The following is a 17361-nucleotide window of genomic DNA, read 5'->3' on the forward strand; positions in this document are numbered from 1 at the left end:
AAATGTAAAATATTGGCTATTTATGCTGTTTATTGTTGGCATTTTGCGCTTTTACTCTTATTTAAATACTAAAACAAACGTCAAGATTAGTATATTTAGTTGATTGTTTTTTAAGTAATTATTAATAATGGCCTCTATATCCAACAACAATTTCACTATGATTGGGTTTATCAATACAAAAATAGAAATATTGACGGACAAATTCACGAACGAAGCATCAAATATATGATGTTATCGACATGATATTTCTGAGCGATAACTGATTTATATTAAATAGTTAAAGAATGCTAATGATTATAAGTGATAATATCCTCACTAAATTATATTTTTTATAAAATGTGGAGAGAGGTTAAAATTAAGTGATTTGGGTGATGGGTTATTAAAGATAATAATTTAAAGATGCAATAAGCTGAGGGAATTACAATTTATTGACTATTAACAAATTGTTGCACGTCTATTCTTTTTATTATTATGAGCATAATGATTCTTTATTTATCCTAAGCTTACTATCTTCTTTCGATATTAATAGGAGATTGTTCTGTTCTCCATAGTTATTTATTTCACAGGTAGGAACAGGGCGCTGAATTAGCTAAACTGACCCAATATTTGAAGAGATATGCCCTTTAATACCTAAGTTGCGATTATGCTGAATGATTTATTTCATTGCTAAAACAATCTAAAAATAGGTGGGGGAAAATTCAATAACGGCTACGGATTAAAAAGAATATAACTTCTATTTATCGTGAACATCTTTAACATTATTTGACTTAAAAAGAGTGTCATTATGAAAAAAGAGACAGTTGCAACCTATGTCACTAAAGTTCTAGAGAATGCTGGGGTTAAGCGTATTTGGGGCGTTACTGGAGATTCACTAAATGGTTTTAGTGATAGCTTACGTCGCCTTGGCACGATTGAATGGTTAGGAACTCGCCATGAAGAAGTTGCTGCTTTTGCTGCGGGTGCAGAAGCTCAAATTACAGGAAATTTAGCCGTCTGTGCAGGTTCTTGTGGACCAGGTAACTTACACCTTATTAATGGTCTGTATGATTGCCATCGTAATCGTGTGCCAGTTGTGGCGATTGCGGCACATATTCCATCCAGTGAAATTGGCAGTAACTATTTCCAAGAAACACATCCAACTGAATTATTCCGTGAATGCAGCCATTATTGTGAAATGATCTCTAATCCAGAGCAATTACCACAAGTTTTAGGTATTGCAATGCGTAAAGCCATTTTAGAAAAAGGCGTTGCAGTGATTGTTATTCCTGGTGATATTGCGCTAAAAGATGCGCCAGAAACGGCAAAAGAAGAGTGGTATCCTGTTCAATCACCATTGATTGTTCCGCAACCCACTGAGATTGAAAAATTAGCAGCGGCATTAAATCAGTCTGAAAATATTACACTGTTCTGCGGTGCTGGTTGTGCTGGTGCACATGATGAAGTTATTAAATTAGCTGAAACTCTAAAAGCGCCAATTGTGCATGCATTGCGTGGTAAAGAGCATATTGAATGGGATAACCCATACAGCGTTGGTATGACAGGGCTTATTGGGTTCTCGTCAGGTTATCACGCCATGATGAATGCCGATACGGTGGTACTGTTGGGGACACAATTCCCATATCGTCCTTTCTATCCACATGATGCAAAAATTATTCAAATTGATATTAATGCTGGAAGCTTAGGCTCACATTGCCATATTGACATGGGCTTACTTGGTGATATTAAAGCAACTCTGACGGTACTTCAGCCACAGTTGGAAGTCAAACAAAACCAAAAACATTTAGACGGCGCTTTAAAACATTATGTTGAAGCTCGTAAAGGTCTGGACGAGCTAGCGCAACCAGGTAAAGACGGTATTATTCATCCTCAATACTTAGCAGCTAAAATTAGTGAATTAGCGGATGATGATGCTGTTTTCACTTGTGATGTTGGCACACCAACTGTTTGGGCTGCACGTTATTTGAAAATGAATGGCAAACGCCGTCTGATTGGTTCATTCAACCATGGGTCTATGGCGAATGCGATGCCTCAAGCAATGGGTATTCAATCTGTTGATAAAAACCGTCAAGTTATCACAATGAGTGGTGATGGTGGGTTCTCAATGTTAATGGGTGATTTGCTATCACTTGTTCAACATAAACTGCCAGTGAAAGTGGTTATTCTCAATAATGGTGTTTTGGGCTTTGTGGCAATGGAAATGAAAGTTGCTGGCTTCTTAACCAATGGTACTGAGCTACAAAATCCTAATTTCGCTGCGTTGGCAAATGCAGCGGGCATTAAAGGGATCCGCGTTGAGAAATGTGATGACCTAGATGCTGCATTAAAAGAAGCTTTTGCTCACGATGGCCCAGTTGTTGTTGATGTGCTAACGGCAAAACAAGAGCTTGCTATGCCACCGGAAATCAAGCTAGAAGAAGCAAAAGGTTTTAGCTTATATATGCTAAAAGCCATAATGAATGGTCGTGGTGATGAAGTTGTCCAATTAGCGAAGACCAACTGGCTGCGCTAATTAACTCGCTTAACTATCAATTACATTGATAGTTTGTGATGACCGATTCAGTAGCCCTAGGATCTTGTGTGATTCTGGGGCTATTTATTTTGTTTATTAATAACCTGCCGAAGATTGGCTACGCCAGAGATGTGCTCCAACTAATGCTCGCCATGGTGAAAAATCGTCTAGCCATTTTTCAGTCTCTTTTGCTGTTGGTTGTTTTTCTAATGCAAGTAAAGTTTGCAAATTACGCCGCACAGCGACATCGCCATGTAGCGATCCATCAAGATAATTAAACCCGCGCAGTAATGCATAACTCACTGTCCAAGGTCCTATTCCTTTCAAGCTCATTAATTGCTGGGAGAATTCTTGAACATTATCGTTATCGACAGAGCTCGAAAGATCAACATGTTGGCTTGCAATTGCTTCACAAAGAGTACGAATTGCAGCAATTTTGCTCGTAGAAAGCCCCGCGAGTCTTAGGGCTTCATCATCGACAGCAGCCACTTGCTGTTCACTCGGGAAGCACCAAATGCCAGAGGAATGTTGTGTTCCGACTGCTTGAATAAAGCGCCTACGTATGGCGACCGCTGCGGTAACACTGATTTGTTGACCAATAATTGCCCAAATCAAAGCTTCAAAAGAGCTCGAAGATTGATAAATCCGCAGTCCTTGCTGGCGTTTAATTAATGGCCCAATAAGAGGATGTGCAGCGTATTGTTCTTCAAACTGCTCAACATTTTGCTGCAATCCAAGCATATGGTTACCTAATTCAATAATTCTTTGTGTCTGAAGATCTTTGTCTTGTCCATCGACATTAAGTGAAATATCCGCATTATTATTTTTAATATCAATGCAGATTTCGGCGGGTTTTCCATCCCATAACAACCCTTTACGCAGAGATTGGCCTTCAACAATTTCAGCAATACTGTGTGAATCTCTAAGATGATATGCAAAAAAAATCACCAGTGCGAAAATGTGTAGGGAGAATTAACTGAGCCGTTTCTGTAGGCATTATGCGCACCTTATCCATTGTGTTTTTGTTCTGCATCTAAAATGAGGTTTTCTCAGATGTTATCTCAATTGAAAAGACGTTAAATTGCATGTTAAGGCTAATGTATTTTTATATTGTTTTGTGATAATCATTTTTATCATAATTTAAATATGAGATAAGGCAAGGATGTGGGCGATGGCACTTCTAAAAAATAGTGCTTCATTCTCTTCATTGTTTGCGCTATTTGGATATCTTATTCTTTAGTTTCATTTAGAGTAAAAAATACATTTATTCATTAGAAATGGTTAACATCAGATTTTCTAAAAGGAGCTATTATGATTTACTGTAAAAGGGTGTATGACGCAGTATCTGAGGATGATGGTTATCGTGTATTAGTTGACCGATTATGGCCTAGAGGAATTAAAAAAACAGATTTACACTATGATGAATGGAATAAAGATGTTGCTCCCTCAAATGAACTACGCAAATGGTTTCATCAAAATACAGACCAATTTGATCAATTTGTTGGGCGTTATTACCAAGAATTACGTCATAATACGCAATCATGGATGCCTCTTGTGGAAAAATCTCGGCAAGGTAATGTGACTTTATTATATAGCGCGAAAGATACAGAACATAATCAAGCACAGGTATTAAAACGTTTTCTTGAAAGTCAGTCTTAGAAGGTAATAAAAATGGATGTGAATCAGCCTATTATGTCAGAGGCTAAAGTGGTATCCCCTGTGATTGAAAAGCCAACCCTGCAAGGAATATCAGGTTGGCTTATTTTACCCGTTATTGGGCTGTTCTACATGTTTTATCAGTTAGTAATGATGTCACTAACAGATATTCATCAAGTACAAATTGTTTGGCCATTAGCGACAAATACTGATTCTTATTTTTATGTTCCTATGTTTGAAGGTGCTTTTTATTCCTTACAAGTAGGTTATGGTGTATTAGCAGCGTTATTGATCTGGACATTAATTGCCGCTTTACTATGGCAGCGAAAAGCGAAAGTACTATTTATTGCGACAATGCTGTTATATACATTAATAGCAGTGACATCTCATTTTATATTTCCCTATCTTTTTAATATGGAGATTATCTATAGCCATATTTCTGAAGTAATAGGTGCAGTTATTTATTGTTTTATCTGGGGACCTTATTTTGGCTTTTCAGAGCGAGTAAAACAGACATTTATTCGGTAATACTCGGCTCTATTTTATTCAATAATCTTTATGATGTGAGAATTAACTCGTGAGTGATAGAGCAATGTTTAACAAATTCATCATCATGAGAAACTAGAAATAGGGTACCTTGATATTCTCTTATTAGATTCTCCAGTAATATTTTTGAATCTAAATCCAGATGATTGTCAGGTTCATCAAGTAACAAAATAGCAGGTGGTGTTGGGCTATGAGTTAAAGCTAATAATGTAACTTTTAGCTGCTCACCACCACTTAGCTGCCCTAGTAGCTGTAATGATTTATCTCCCCGAATTCGCAACATACCAAGCTGGGTTCGCCATTGCTCTACCGTAAAAGCAGGCTGATAGTTGTGCAGTGCTTCTACAACAGAAAGCTTTTTGTCGAGTAAATTGAGATGTTGATCCAAATAGCAGAAATTTTCATCAAGACGAATTTCCCCACTTTTTGCTGTCATTTTTCCTGCTAATATTTTGAGTAAGGTGGATTTTCCACTGCCGTTCCGCCCTTTAATATGCCAATGTTCACCAGTATATGCGGTAAATGAAAGCGGTTTCATATCTCCATATGGCAATTGAAGTTGTGAGGCAAAAAGGGTAATTTTTGCGCCATCAGGCTGATAATTTAAAATCATTTTTTGCGGTTTTATATGCGTTTGCTGTTTTTGTGTTTCTTGTAACTGACTCTGTAAATTATTCATTACGCGTTGATGGCGCTCAGTGACATTAGCTTGCCTTTTTTCTGCTTTATTCGCTTTCATATCTAATAATAAAAGCGATTGTGAACCACTACGGCGTACTTTTTCTCCTTGCTTTCGTCTCTGGGCTGTTTTCTGCAAAGTAGCTTGCTGATGGCGTTTTTCCTGATGGATCTGTTTATTCAGCTGTTCTGATTTTGCTTCAATTGATAGCAATTCAGCATTTTTTTGCTGCTCATACAGCGTGTAATTCCCACCATATTCAAATAAACCGTTCTCTGTCAGTTCAAAAATAGTTTGTATGTGGGCGAGTAAGCTTCGATTATGTGTGATCACCAGTGATCCGCCATGATGTTGTGCCAATTGATTGATTAACCATTGCTGACCTTCTTGATCTAAATGATTATCTGGCTCATCAAGTAATAAAAAATGATCTGGATGTAAAAAAGCACGACATAAAGCAAGGCGAGTTTGTTCTCCACCGCTAAGCTGGCAAATTGGGCTTTCAACAGTAACAGAGAGTTTTGCACTATCGAGTAAACGTTGCCATGTAGAAGGTAAATGCCATTTATCTTCTAGGAATTCAAAATCATCTATTGTTGCTTCACCTATGTTAACGCGTGTAAATGCCTCTACTAGCTTGTTGATACCTAAGGCATCAGCGATTGTATTTCCATCTAAACGAGAAAGCTGGTCAATATGCAAAAATGGTTTTACCCAATGAATATTGCCGGATGTTGGCGTTAGTTGGCCAGCAAGTAGGCGCATTAAAACGGATTTTCCTCGCCCATTGTGACCAACCAATGCATTTTGTTGACACAAAAGTGTGCTGGTTATTGGGGGAAAAAGAGCAGATTGATTAAATTCAATATTGAGTTGCGAAAAGTGACAAGCAATCGTCATAGAGACCTCCGGTTAACAGAGGGCAGACAATATGTATTATATTTCACAAAATGATATGAATGATGATTGTCTGCCAAAACAGAAAAATAAATACCTGTTAGGTATCTGAAAATATTTTCTGGCAGAACTTAAATCATCGTAATGAAATACCTATATGGTAAATGAAAGGAAGAGACGCGAATATTATAAGCATCTGAATTGGTTCATGCAACCCATATAAAAAACCGGCTAGTTATAGTCTAGCCGGTTTCGGGTACTGCCAACGAGATTTTTTACAACGATTTTTACGACTCAATTACTGCCGCAGGTTTTTCTACTTTTGTATGTTCTTCTATCCACTGTGCGATGTGTTGTTTTTCGCTATCATTCAGCCACATACCTAATTTAGTGCGACGCCAGATAGCATCATTTAATTCAGTTACCCACTCGTTTTCGACTAAATAGCGCAGTTCTGCTTCATAAACATTATGACCAAATGCTTCGCCTAGGTCGCTAAGTGAGTTTGCGCCTTCAAGGATCAATTTACTTTGGCTACCGTAAGTTCTTGCGTAACGTAAAGCGAGTCCTTCAGGCAACCAAGTGTAACGTTGACGCAGCAGGCGAGCATAACCATCGCGATCACAACCTTCAATGTCACCGCCAGGTAGCTGGCCATTTTTAGTCCATGCATCACCTGCATTTGGATAATAAGTCGATAACTTATTAACCGCAGCCTCTGCTAATTTACGGTATGTTGTTAATTTACCGCCAAAAACAGATAGCAATGGTGCTTTACCATTCTCATCATGGATATCTAAAGTATAGTCACGCGTGATTGCTTGCGGAGAATCAGATTCATCATCACAAAGTGGGCGAACACCTGAATAATCCCAGACGACATCTTTCTTGCCTAACTGTTTTTTGAAGTGGTCATTGTAGACTTTCAACAGATATTCAACTTCCTTATCGTCGATGCGGACATCTTTTGGATCGCCTTTATATTCCACATCTGTTGTACCGATAATGGAGAATTCATCCATCCACGGGATCACAAAAACAATACGGTTATCTTCATTCTGTAAGATATAAGCTTGTGATTCATCATGAGCACGAGGAACAACAATGTGGCTACCTTTGATTAAACGGATACCATAAGGCGATTTGAGTTTCAGACCATCGTCGAAGAACTCTTTAACCCATGGACCTGTTGCGTTAACTAAGCCTTTTGCTTTCCAAGTTTCTTTTTCACCTGTGCGCAGATCTTCTGCTTCAACAACCCATAGACCATCTTCACGATAAGCACGAGTGACTTTGGTACGAGTGCGAACTTCACCATGCTTACGTACAACTTCTTGAGCATTTAATACAACCAAGCGCGCATCATCTACCCAGCAGTCTGAATACTCAAACCCTTTGGTAAATTCAGGTTTTAGCACTGAGTTTGCGCCAAATTTTAATCCTTTACTGCCTGGCAGGCTGGTACGTTTTCCTAAGTGATCATAAAGGAACAAACCAATACGGATCATCCATGCTGGACGCAAATGTGGTTGATGTGGCAAACGGAAGCGCATTGGGAAAGCAATGTGCGGTGCCAATTTTAATAATACTTCGCGCTCTGCTAGTGCTTCACTAACAAGACGGAATTCATAGTGTTCAAGGTAACGTAGGCCACCATGAATGAGTTTAGAACTCGCGGATGATGTTGCACTGGCTAAGTCTTGAGCCTCAAGCAGCAATACAGATAATCCACGGCCAGCAGCGTCTGCCGCAATACCAGCGCCGTTGATTCCGCCGCCGATTACAATCAAGTCTTTAATTTCCATGCATCCCCCAAGAAATGTTCGAAACATTTTCTTTAATGTTCGTTTTCGCTCATTTGATTGTAATCAAAATTGTCTAATATGCCAACTATTAACCAATAAAAAACAACAACTGCGTGATAAAGGTAACAATTTGTTTTCAATAACCACATTTTATATAAGCTTATTATCTTAAAATGAGAGTATTGGAAGATTTACGAAGAAGAGAGAAAAAAAGAGAAACGGCGCCGTGAGCGCTTATAGATTTAAGCACATTTAAGTGAAATATGTCGAGGTATTATCGTTAAAATGGCTATTTTCATAGCCATTTAGGTGAATAATGGGGGATAGCTAGCAAAGTTCTAATTGAACTTTATGTTGGTCAATCACTTTTTGGATGCTGTCTGGTGGCTGTTTATCTGTAAATAGGTAATCAATTAGATTCATATTGCCAAGATTAACCATCGCATTGCGGCCGAATTTTGAGTGATCAGTAACTAACATGACGCAGCGGGAATTTTCGATAATGGCACGTTTAGTGCGTACTTCATGGTAATCAAACTCTAATAATGAGCCATCCATATCGATGCCGCTGATCCCAAGAATTCCGTAATCTAATCGAAACTGAGAGATAAAATCAAGCGTGGCTTCACCAACAATCCCACCATCACGAGCACGAACTTCACCGCCCGCAAGGATTAAGCGAAAATCCTCTTTTGGCATTAATAGTGTTGCGACATTCAGGTTATTCGTGACAACTCGAAGGTTTTTATGGTTAACCAAAGCATGAGCAACCGCTTCAGGTGTGGTGCCTATATCAATAAATAAGGTCGCACCATCTGGAATTTGGCTGGCCACTCGTTGCGCGATACGCGCTTTTTCATCTGACCACATGATTTTACGGTCTTGATAAGCGGTATTAACTGAGCTAGAAGGTAAAGCTGCTCCACCGTGGTGGCGCTGAATTTTATTCTGCTCAGCGAGATCATTGAGGTCACGGCGAATAGTTTGCGGGCTAACCTCGAAGTGCTCGACGAGTTCTTCAGTACTAACGTAGCCTTGAAGGCGCACGAGTTCAATGATGGCATCATGCCTCTGGGTTTGTTTCACTTTGTTAGCCTCTAATTATCAATATTCTATAACCATCACACTTCAAACTATAACGCAAATGTTGTTAATATAATCGCGTTTTAATGTTTAAAAGTATGTCGATTATCCCATATTCCCATCAATAAGCCGATAATTAACCCTGAAAGATGTGCGGCATTAGCAATGCTAGACCCTAAGATATCTAAGTAACCCAAAAATAGCCATATGACGACTAAAATCATTAATCCTCGCGGAGCACTGACCTCTTTTTCAGGTTGGCGTTCACCGGTCAGCCAAACATAGCTAATCAGTGCATAAACAACACCGGATAATCCACCAAAGTTGGATGCGCTATATAAAGATTGTCCCCAATTACAGAATAAGGCGGAGACAAGGAAAATCGTCAGTAGTTTTCCAGTGCCGAGACGCCGCTCAACTTGACTGGCTAAAAACCACCATAAAACAAGGTTAAAGACCAGTTGGGATAATGAGAATTGAACAAATGCAGGACTAAACCAGCGCCACAGTTCAAATTGTTGACCTTCCCTAGGCCAAGCTAAATAGCGTAGCACATCCAAATGTTGCGTCATGGCTAGCCACAAGTAAATACCTGTACAAATTAGCATCACAATAAGCGTTAAAGGGCCTGAACGCTCTTTTAAATTAGCGAGTGAAAAAAAGCTGCGGTATTTAAAGTTAGTATGTGTGGTGCCTGTTTGCCAACTGACAGCGGTATAACGCGGGTTGGATGGATCTTGTAAAAAGAGATCCAACTCATGGCGTACTTTTGTAATGTGTTGTTCGTCATCCAACCAAAGTTCAACTTGCTGTTGTTGGGGATTCGGACGCATTCTTAATTGGATATGTTGGCTTGCCATGTAATCAACAAAAGCTTGAGCCAATCTTGGGTTTACAAATGAAACAACATGGATCATGAATACAAATTCTCTTTAGAGAGCCGTAACGGCTTGTGGATATTCTCTCTGCCAAGCTTCGAAGCCGCCGTTGATGCTATAAACAGAGTCGAAGCCAATATTAATTAGATATTGTGCAGCACCTTGGCTGCTATGACCGTGATAACACATTACCATGATCGTTTTTTCAGAGTCAGTTTGTTCTAAAAATGTGGACAGTGTCTCATTTGTTAAATGATAAGCACCACTTGCATGCCCTGTGCGAAAACTTTGTGGATCACGTACATCGACGAGAATAGCTGAACCATCAATCCAATGTTGATATGCTTGTTCTGGTGTTAGAGTTTCAAATTGTTCCATAAAATACCCAATGTTAAAGGCTAATTGGTCGATAAAATAAGCTAGTGACAATGAATCATTTGTCGTTGTTATTACAGCGATATATCAATAAAAGATTTGATAGGTTCCATTAAAAAAGCATGTGTTCCAGCATTGGATAAAATGACTAGTTTATGGATTAAGTGTGTAGATATACCTTATTCCGCATGGCTAAGCGATAAATTGTGCTGTTTTGTTATTTCTTATCCACGATAAAATACACCCGTCATTGAAGGCGGGTGTTTCATTAATTAATTGGTGTGAATAAAAAACACATCATTTATTAGTAGAAAGAGTGCTCACCACGTTGGTGTTCAGTAAGGTCTTTCACACCATTTAGCTCACCTTCAAACATTTTCAGTAGCTCTTTCTCGATACCTTCTTTCAAGGTGACATCGACCATTGAACAACCATTACAACCACCACCAAATTGCAGAATAGCGAAGCCTTCATCCGTGATTTCCATCAAAGACACACGTCCGCCATGGCTCGCTAATTGCGGGTTAATTTGTGATTGAAGCACATATTCCACGCGCTCAATCAGCGGTGCGTCATCTGAGACTTTACACATTTTGGCGTTAGGTGCTTTTAGCGTTAACTGCGAACCTAATTGGTCTGTAACAAAATCAATTTCTGCATCTTCTAAGAATGGTGCACTGATTTCATCAACATAGGCAGACAAAAGGTCAAATTTCAATTCTTGGTCTGTAGCTTCAACGGCATCTGGTGGGCAGTAAGAAACACCGCACTCAGCAGAAGGTGTGCCTGGGTTAATCACGAATACGCGAATTTGAGTTCCCGGCTCTTGGCTTTCTAATAACTTAGCAAAGTGGGTCTGTGCTGCTTCTGTAATATTAATCATAATGTATACCCGATAAATCTGCTCAATAAATGTGCTCAATAATAGTTGAGTGCTTCTGTTGGTTATAATACGCTCATTTACCCTATTCCTACAAGGTGCGACATACTGACCAAGCCTGTATCGCTTGTGCTCCCGCACAAATCAGCAATTGTGAAGCGGCTTGCATTGTCGCGCCAGTTGTTATGACGTCATCTAAAATAGCAATGCGTCGTCCCGTTTCTATAGGTGAGGTGAGCGTAAATGCACCCTTTAAGTTGCTGTAACGATATTTACGTTTTAATGTTATCTGTGCCAGTGTATCACGAGTACGCACTAATGAATTTCGTGAATAGGTGATATTTAGCCATCGCGATAAATATTCTGCGATAAAAGCGATATGATCAAATCCGCGAAACCATAGGCGTTTAGGGTGAAGCGGGATTGTGACTATCATATCGGGTTTGTTCCAAAAATTTTGTCGATAGCCATTAAGCCAGTGTAGAGCAAAAATTCGTGCAAGTGTGAAAGCTAATTGCGGCAAAGGATAGAATTTATAATGATGAATAAGTTTGCGCAGAGGTGCTTGATAAGGCGTGACGGCAATCAGTTGCTGCCAAGCGGGTGGATGTTGTAAACAACGGCCACATTCCATCGTTGGTATTTGCACGGGTAAAGCACAGCGTGAACAACACATCGGCATGGGCGGTAAGCTTTTTAAACAAAAAGAGCAAATTCCCTGATGGATGAGTTTTAGTGGCTGGTGACATAGCCAGCAGGCACCTTGCATTATAATCATAGAGATATTCCTAGAAAAAAGAGAGTGTAGCCATGACACAGTTGTATTGGGAGACCATTGGTGAAGGGAAGCAAGATCTTGTGTTATTACACGGATGGGGATTGAATGCAGAAGTCTGGCGCTCAATTATTTCACGACTCACTTCGCAATTTCGCTTACATTTAGTTGATTTGCCGGGTTATGGGCGTAGCCAAAATTATGCTGCAATGGATGTGCAAACTATGGCTGATTTGGTATGGCAGCAAGCACCAAAGAAGGCTATTTGGCTAGGTTGGTCATTAGGTGGATTAGTGGCGAGTCGGATTGCTCTTGACCATCCTTTGGAAGTCAAAGGTTTAATAACTGTTGCATCATCACCGTGTTTTCAAGCAAGCGAAAATGGTTGGCCGGGTATTAAAGCTGAAGTGTTATTAGGATTTGAGCATCATTTGGCTACAGATTTTCAACGTACAGTCGAACGTTTTTTAGCATTGCAAACATTAGGGACCCATAGTGCTCGTAATGATGCCAAATTGTTGAAATCCGTTGTGTTAGATCAGCCAATTCCAACGGTTGAGGTTCTTAATGCTGGGCTTGAAATATTACGGGTAACGGATTTACGCGATGAATTAAAGAATAGCACGTTGCCATTTTTGCGGATCTACGGATATTTAGATGGTTTGGTCCCGCGTAAGGTCGCCACATTGCTTGATAATTTATATCCTAATTCACCATCTGTATTGATGCGTCATAGTGCTCATGCGCCTTTCATTTCCCATCCAGATGAATTCTGTGAATATATTTTAGATTTTTGGGCGCGAATTGAAGAATAGAATGAAAAAGGTAAACTGATTTTGGTAAACACGCCTTGGAGTGATTATGCGCTTTGATATGATTGACTTGCGCTTATTTGTAAACACTTATAAAGCTGGCAGTATCACGGCTGGAGCACAATTATCACATTTGAGCCTGCAATCGGCGAGTGAGCGCATCCGTGGCATGGAAAATGAGCTTGGCGTTTTATTATTAACGCGCTCCTCATCTGGAATAAAGCTAACTAATGCCGGTTTGACGTTATTAAATCATGCCAATAAGGTATTGTTACAAATCGAATATATGAGTAGTGAGTTGCGCCAATATAGCCAAGGCTTAAAAGGCTATATTGATTTGTTGTGTAATTCGTCAGCACAAGCCAGTTTTTTACCTGAAAAATTAAGCAAATATCTGCATAATCATCCTAATATTAGTGTCGCAATTCGCGAAATGCCGAGTGAAAAAATTATCAATTATATTCATAATCAAATGGCTAATTTAGGTATTGTGACCGACCCATCCTCATTGCATGGGCTTGAATTTAAAACATTATGTAATGACCATTTAGTTATTTTCGCACCATTATCCGGTGAATTAACTGAGCAAGTTACGTTATCATTCAATGAAATTATTCATTATAATTTTATCGGGTTATCTCAAGGAAATGCATTACAAGATTATATTGATAGTTATGCGCAGAATTTAGGGACTTGCCTAAATTATCGAATGCGTTTGGCGACTATGGATACGGTTATGCAATTAGTTAGCAGTGGATTAGGTTATGCCATCTTACCAAAACAAGTTGTATTAAAATTTATAGGGATCTATCCAGGTAATTTCATTGACCTATCAGATGAATGGGCAAAACGAAAACTCTATATTTGCGCTCGTAGCTTCGATGAATTACCTGCTTATATGGACGAATTTGTTAATTTTTTACTGGAATAACCTATTTTTATTTAAATAACATAGAAGAACCTAAACCAATTAATCCTAAAAAAAAGCAGCACCTAAATATTTTTTCACTTATCAAGTTTCGACAATATTGGCCAACATACATGCCAACAATAGCGGGAATAAGCGCGATTGTTGATAAATAATAATTAATTGGTTCGCTTTTATCATCCAATGTTAATTGCGTGGCAAGTGCAACCGTTGATACTGTAAATGCCAACCCTAGAGTTTGGACTAATTCATTTTTATTAAGATTAAGGGATTGCAAATAAGGTACCGCTGGGATGACAAAAACACCCGTTGCTGCGGTAATAGCGCCTGTAATGTAGCCAATTAACGGGGATAACCATTTCTCTTGTTTACTAGATATTAGCGATTTAGGGAAAAACATGGCAACTAAGCCATAGATTATCAAGACCATTCCAAGCGCAGGAAATACCCAGACAGAGGTTGAGCTAAGACTTGGCAGTGGACTAAAAATAGTGCCTGCAAAAATAGCGATAATAAATAAGTAGAATCGTTTAATTAAATATAAAAACTTTCCGCCAATAATTAATTGCCACAAATTAGTGACTAAAGATGGAATGATAAGAAGGCTAGCCGCAATAGCGGGTGGCATGATAATTGTTAATAAACCCATTGATAGGGTTGGTAATCCTAATCCAATAACGCCTTTTACAAAACCAGCAAAGAAAAATATTAATAAAATTAAGCTCATATATTCTCTATTCTCAAAATAATAAATGATGATGAATAGAATAATTAATAAAACACTAACGGCCTATGCGGATTATTTTTAGGTACCCTACGGAAAAGACAGAGCCCCAGACTTTTAATGTGACAAATTTATCTTTAATCTCATTCAATGGCAGATTGCGATAAATTCAAGCTAGATGTTTAAGTTTATAAACATGATGCGAACAATCAGTACTTTCAGGGCAACCTTTGCAACTCGTGCCTGTTAAACAGGCACTCATATCAACTTCTTCTAGTTTTCCCATTGCTATTAATTTTTCAACCATTGCTTGCATTAGAGGTTTTGGGGTGTTGAGTTGCTCACTGAGTAATTCAAGGTCAGTTTGCCCATATAGCGCAATTAAATCTCTAATTTGTAACAAACTGACCATGATTGCCTCCTAGTGACAAGCTTTGCCAGAACAACCAGAACATTGCTCAGCAGTTGATGCTTTTAAGTTGAGGGTGATCCGGCTACGTGCACGACGCAAGAGCGTAAAGAGCACAAGATTAAAGAGCACCACAGCAGCAATAATGATAAAGCTACTTTGTGGATGTTCACTGAACGTTGCAATTTGATAAAACAGTGCAGAAAGACTGTAAGCAACATTTAATCCCCACAAAATAGAGAAGCTCATCCAGCCTTTATTAGTTTCACGTGCGATTGCACCCATAACCGAAACGCAAGGTACATAGAGCAGAACAAAGATCAGATAACTATACGCGGCAATACCGGAACCAAATTTACTGGCCATTGTTCCCATTGAACCTGATTCCATTTCACCATCCCCTTTGCTGGCTTCGATTGGATTCGATAACGCGCTTAAGGTTAAGGTCTCTTTCAGACTATCCCAAGTTTCTGAGACGGCATCTTCTATTTCATCAAGTAAGTTAAATGATTCTGCATCAAATGGTTCGTTAGTAATGCTTTCTGCGGTGTAAAGTGTATTCAATGTACCAACAACCACCTCTTTTGCCATTGCACCCGTAATTAACCCAACAGTTGCTTGCCAATTATCGGCATGTACACCAATAGGTTGCAGCACAGGCGTAATAACTTTACTGACAGAAGCTAATGCGGAATCATTGATAGTATCGACAGGTTGACCTGACAGAGAGAAACTATTTAAGGCGCCGATAAACATACTGGCGACAACAATGACTTTCCCTGCGCGGATCACGAAACCTTTCAAACGCTGCCAAGTTTGGATCAGCAATGTTTTGATGTGTGGTACATGGTAAACAGGAAGTTCCATCACGAATGGTGATGCTTCACCTCTCATCAAAGTATGTTTGAGAAGCAGTCCTGTTAAGATTGCGACGGCAATCCCTAAAATATAGAGAGAGAAGACAATGCTAGCACCGCTCTTGCCGAAAAAGGCTGCGGCAAAGACGGCAAAAATAGCTAATCTTGCACCACAAGACATAAAAGGCGCCATAAGAACTGTAATCAGCCGTTCACGCGGAGCATCAAGTGTACGAGCCCCCATAATTGAAGGTACGTTACAACCAAAGCCTACAATTAATGGAACGAAGGATTTTCCCGGCAAACCAAGCGCTTGCATCAGCCTATCCATGACAAATGCGGCTCTGGCCATATAACCTGAATCTTCTAAGATGGATAAAAATAGATACATCATCCCAATTTGTGGCACAAGTGGTAGCACCGTATTGATACCACCCCCGATCCCTTGAGCAAGGAAAATAGTGAGCCAGTCTGGGAAATTAAAATGTGCACCAATCCATTGAATACCATGGATAAAAATAGCTTCTGATGTTCCTTCAAAGAAGGGTTGTAATGCACCACCGATATTAATTGCCAAGACAAACATCAAATACATGACAAATAAAAAGATGGGAACACCTAGCCAGCGATTAAGAATAATTTTATCAAGGGATTGTGTGAGTTTATTTGGCTGAGCATGGCTTTTATTCAGAGCAATATTGCATATTGTGGCGATAGATTGATAGCGGGCATCAGCAATTAATAATTCGGGTTCTTCGTGTAAGGTGTTTTCTAAATTTTGTTGAATTTGTTGTAACTGCTGCTCGCTAATGTTTGCTCGCTGGCGGCTATAAATATCACCTTCAAGGATTTGCAAAGCTAACCAGCGGCGTTGTTGTTGGCTAAATTGCTGTTGTGATATTTGCGCTGATAAAGCGTCAACTTCTTCTAACAGGGCTTTAGGGTAATTAACTAATGCTTGTCGACTATTTTGTGCATGGCAATCTATTGCTTGTTTGAGTTTATCAATTCCTGAGCCACGAGTAGAAACTAATGGAATGACAGGACAACCAAGTTGTTGCTGTAGTTTATCAATGTCAATATCAATATGTTGGCCTTGTGCAATATCTAACATGTTTAATGCCACGATACACGGAATACCCAACTCTATTAATTGCAATGTTAAATAAAGATTTCGCTCTAAATTCGCAGCATCAACGACATTAATTAGCATGTCAGCTTCACCACTTAAGATGAAATAGCAAGCAATTTGCTCATCTAAAGAAGTTTGCTCAGAAATAGTGGTAAGAGAATAAGTTCCCGGTAGGTCAACAAGTTCAATATTATGTTCTGCTGTGTTAAAACGGCCGACTTTTTTTTCTACAGTTACCCCGGCCCAGTTACCCACGCGTTGGCGTGAGCCGGTTAGCTGATTAAATAATGTCGTCTTACCCGCGTTTGGGTTACCAATGAGCCCGATAGTTAGTGGTTTCATAATGTGTGCCAATGTTAAAAATAAAAAACGGGTCTTGCTGCCTGTTTAATATGAGAAAGAGAATGGAATGCCAG

16 protein-coding genes are annotated in these 17361 nt (G+C 39.2%); 5 read left to right on the forward strand and 11 right to left on the reverse strand.

The features are described 5' to 3' along the window. Positions 1-784: 784 nt before the first annotated feature. Positions 785-2509, forward strand: a complete 1725-nt coding sequence (poxB, locus tag OO7_RS02475) for a ubiquinone-dependent pyruvate dehydrogenase (protein WP_008914385.1) — start codon at positions 785-787, stop codon at positions 2507-2509. Between the two features lie 96 nt (positions 2510-2605). Here poxB and OO7_RS02480 read toward each other — a convergent pair whose 3' ends face one another. Next, positions 2606-3457 (reverse strand): DNA-3-methyladenine glycosylase family protein, encoded by an 852-nt coding sequence (locus OO7_RS02480; protein ID WP_008914386.1) that lies wholly within the window; start codon positions 3455-3457, stop codon positions 2606-2608. A gap of 363 nt (positions 3458-3820) precedes the next feature. Here OO7_RS02480 and OO7_RS02485 point away from each other — a divergent pair, with 363 nt between their 5' ends. Both OO7_RS02485 and OO7_RS02490 read left to right on the forward strand, forming a co-directional pair. Further along, on the forward strand, positions 3821-4168 hold the full coding sequence (locus tag OO7_RS02485; protein ID WP_008914387.1) for a DUF488 domain-containing protein: 348 nt from the start codon (positions 3821-3823) through the stop codon (positions 4166-4168). A 12-nt stretch (positions 4169-4180) separates the two neighbouring features. Further along, positions 4181-4693 carry a DUF2569 family protein gene (locus OO7_RS02490; protein ID WP_008914388.1) on the forward strand — a complete coding sequence of 171 codons (513 nt, stop codon included), beginning with the start codon at positions 4181-4183 and terminating at the stop codon, positions 4691-4693. Between the two features lie 28 nt (positions 4694-4721). Here OO7_RS02490 and OO7_RS02495 read toward each other — a convergent pair whose 3' ends face one another. The 7 genes from OO7_RS02495 to OO7_RS02525 all read right to left on the reverse strand — a co-directional run bounded on the left by OO7_RS02495 (position 4722) and on the right by OO7_RS02525 (position 12086). Then, positions 4722-6290 carry an ATP-binding cassette domain-containing protein gene (locus OO7_RS02495; RefSeq protein ID WP_008914389.1) on the reverse strand — a complete coding sequence of 523 codons (1569 nt, stop codon included), beginning with the start codon at positions 6288-6290 and terminating at the stop codon, positions 4722-4724. Between the two features lie 284 nt (positions 6291-6574). Beyond that, a complete protein-coding gene (gene glpD / locus OO7_RS02500; RefSeq protein ID WP_008914390.1) occupies positions 6575-8092 on the reverse strand; it encodes a glycerol-3-phosphate dehydrogenase in 1518 nt (505 codons plus the stop codon). Positions 8093-8419: 327 nt separating this feature from the next. Next, positions 8420-9178, reverse strand: a complete 759-nt coding sequence (locus tag OO7_RS02505; RefSeq protein WP_008914391.1) for a DeoR/GlpR family transcriptional regulator — start codon at positions 9176-9178, stop codon at positions 8420-8422. Positions 9179-9258: 80 nt separating this feature from the next. Further along, positions 9259-10092 (reverse strand): rhomboid family intramembrane serine protease GlpG, encoded by an 834-nt coding sequence (gene glpG, locus OO7_RS02510; RefSeq protein WP_008914392.1) that lies wholly within the window; start codon positions 10090-10092, stop codon positions 9259-9261. Between the two features lie 15 nt (positions 10093-10107). Beyond that, a complete protein-coding gene (gene glpE / locus OO7_RS02515; protein WP_008914393.1) occupies positions 10108-10431 on the reverse strand; it encodes a thiosulfate sulfurtransferase GlpE in 324 nt (107 codons plus the stop codon). A 301-nt stretch (positions 10432-10732) separates the two neighbouring features. Next, a complete protein-coding gene (gene nfuA, locus OO7_RS02520; RefSeq protein ID WP_008914394.1) occupies positions 10733-11311 on the reverse strand; it encodes a Fe-S biogenesis protein NfuA in 579 nt (192 codons plus the stop codon). A gap of 88 nt (positions 11312-11399) precedes the next feature. Then, the gene (locus tag OO7_RS02525) at positions 11400-12086 is read right to left on the reverse strand and encodes a phosphoribosyltransferase family protein (RefSeq protein WP_008914395.1); all 687 of its coding nucleotides are present in this window, start codon (positions 12084-12086) and stop codon (positions 11400-11402) included. A gap of 32 nt (positions 12087-12118) precedes the next feature. On the opposite strand from OO7_RS02525, the gene bioH reads away from it, so the two are divergent. Both bioH and OO7_RS02535 read left to right on the forward strand, forming a co-directional pair. Next, positions 12119-12898: a pimeloyl-ACP methyl ester esterase BioH gene (bioH, locus tag OO7_RS02530; protein ID WP_008914396.1), complete on the forward strand. Its 780-nt coding sequence runs from the start codon at positions 12119-12121 to the stop codon at positions 12896-12898. A 46-nt stretch (positions 12899-12944) separates the two neighbouring features. After that, entirely contained in the window at positions 12945-13826 is an 882-nt protein-coding gene (locus tag OO7_RS02535) for a LysR family transcriptional regulator (protein WP_008914397.1), read from the forward strand. Between the two features lie 7 nt (positions 13827-13833). Here the strand turns inward: OO7_RS02535 and OO7_RS02540 are convergent, their stop codons facing one another. The 3 genes from OO7_RS02540 to feoB form a co-directional block, all read right to left on the reverse strand. Further along, positions 13834-14550: a sulfite exporter TauE/SafE family protein gene (locus OO7_RS02540; protein WP_008914398.1), complete on the reverse strand. Its 717-nt coding sequence runs from the start codon at positions 14548-14550 to the stop codon at positions 13834-13836. Positions 14551-14716: 166 nt separating this feature from the next. After that, positions 14717-14959, reverse strand: a complete 243-nt coding sequence (locus tag OO7_RS02545; protein ID WP_008914399.1) for a FeoC-like transcriptional regulator — start codon at positions 14957-14959, stop codon at positions 14717-14719. Positions 14960-14968: 9 nt separating this feature from the next. Next, entirely contained in the window at positions 14969-17287 is a 2319-nt protein-coding gene (feoB, locus tag OO7_RS02550) for a Fe(2+) transporter permease subunit FeoB (RefSeq protein WP_008914400.1), read from the reverse strand. Positions 17288-17361: the final 74 nt, after the last annotated feature.

This window comes from Providencia sneebia DSM 19967 (assembly GCF_000314895.2).
In the GTDB taxonomy this organism is placed as follows: Bacteria; Pseudomonadota; Gammaproteobacteria; order Enterobacterales; family Enterobacteriaceae; genus Providencia; species Providencia sneebia.

Bases quoted from the DNA above. Each gene is read 5' to 3' on its own strand.
- poxB (WP_008914385.1), top strand. From the start codon at position 785: ATGAAAAAAGAGACAGTTGCAACCTATGTCACTAAAGTTCTAGAGAAT.
- OO7_RS02485 (WP_008914387.1), top strand. From the start codon at position 3,821: ATGATTTACTGTAAAAGGGTGTATGACGCAGTATCTGAGGATGATGGT.
- OO7_RS02490 (WP_008914388.1), top strand. From the start codon at position 4,181: ATGGATGTGAATCAGCCTATTATGTCAGAGGCTAAAGTGGTATCCCCT.
- OO7_RS02495 (WP_008914389.1), bottom strand. From the start codon at position 6,290: ATGACGATTGCTTGTCACTTTTCGCAACTCAATATTGAATTTAATCAA.
- glpD (WP_008914390.1), bottom strand. From the start codon at position 8,092: ATGGAAATTAAAGACTTGATTGTAATCGGCGGCGGAATCAACGGCGCT.
- glpG (WP_008914392.1), bottom strand. From the start codon at position 10,092: ATGATCCATGTTGTTTCATTTGTAAACCCAAGATTGGCTCAAGCTTTT.
- glpE (WP_008914393.1), bottom strand. From the start codon at position 10,431: ATGGAACAATTTGAAACTCTAACACCAGAACAAGCATATCAACATTGG.
- nfuA (WP_008914394.1), bottom strand. From the start codon at position 11,311: ATGATTAATATTACAGAAGCAGCACAGACCCACTTTGCTAAGTTATTA.
- OO7_RS02525 (WP_008914395.1), bottom strand. From the start codon at position 12,086: ATGATTATAATGCAAGGTGCCTGCTGGCTATGTCACCAGCCACTAAAA.
- bioH (WP_008914396.1), top strand. From the start codon at position 12,119: ATGACACAGTTGTATTGGGAGACCATTGGTGAAGGGAAGCAAGATCTT.
- OO7_RS02535 (WP_008914397.1), top strand. From the start codon at position 12,945: ATGCGCTTTGATATGATTGACTTGCGCTTATTTGTAAACACTTATAAA.
- OO7_RS02540 (WP_008914398.1), bottom strand. From the start codon at position 14,550: ATGAGCTTAATTTTATTAATATTTTTCTTTGCTGGTTTTGTAAAAGGC.
- OO7_RS02545 (WP_008914399.1), bottom strand. From the start codon at position 14,959: ATGGTCAGTTTGTTACAAATTAGAGATTTAATTGCGCTATATGGGCAA.
- feoB (WP_008914400.1), bottom strand. From the start codon at position 17,287: ATGAAACCACTAACTATCGGGCTCATTGGTAACCCAAACGCGGGTAAG.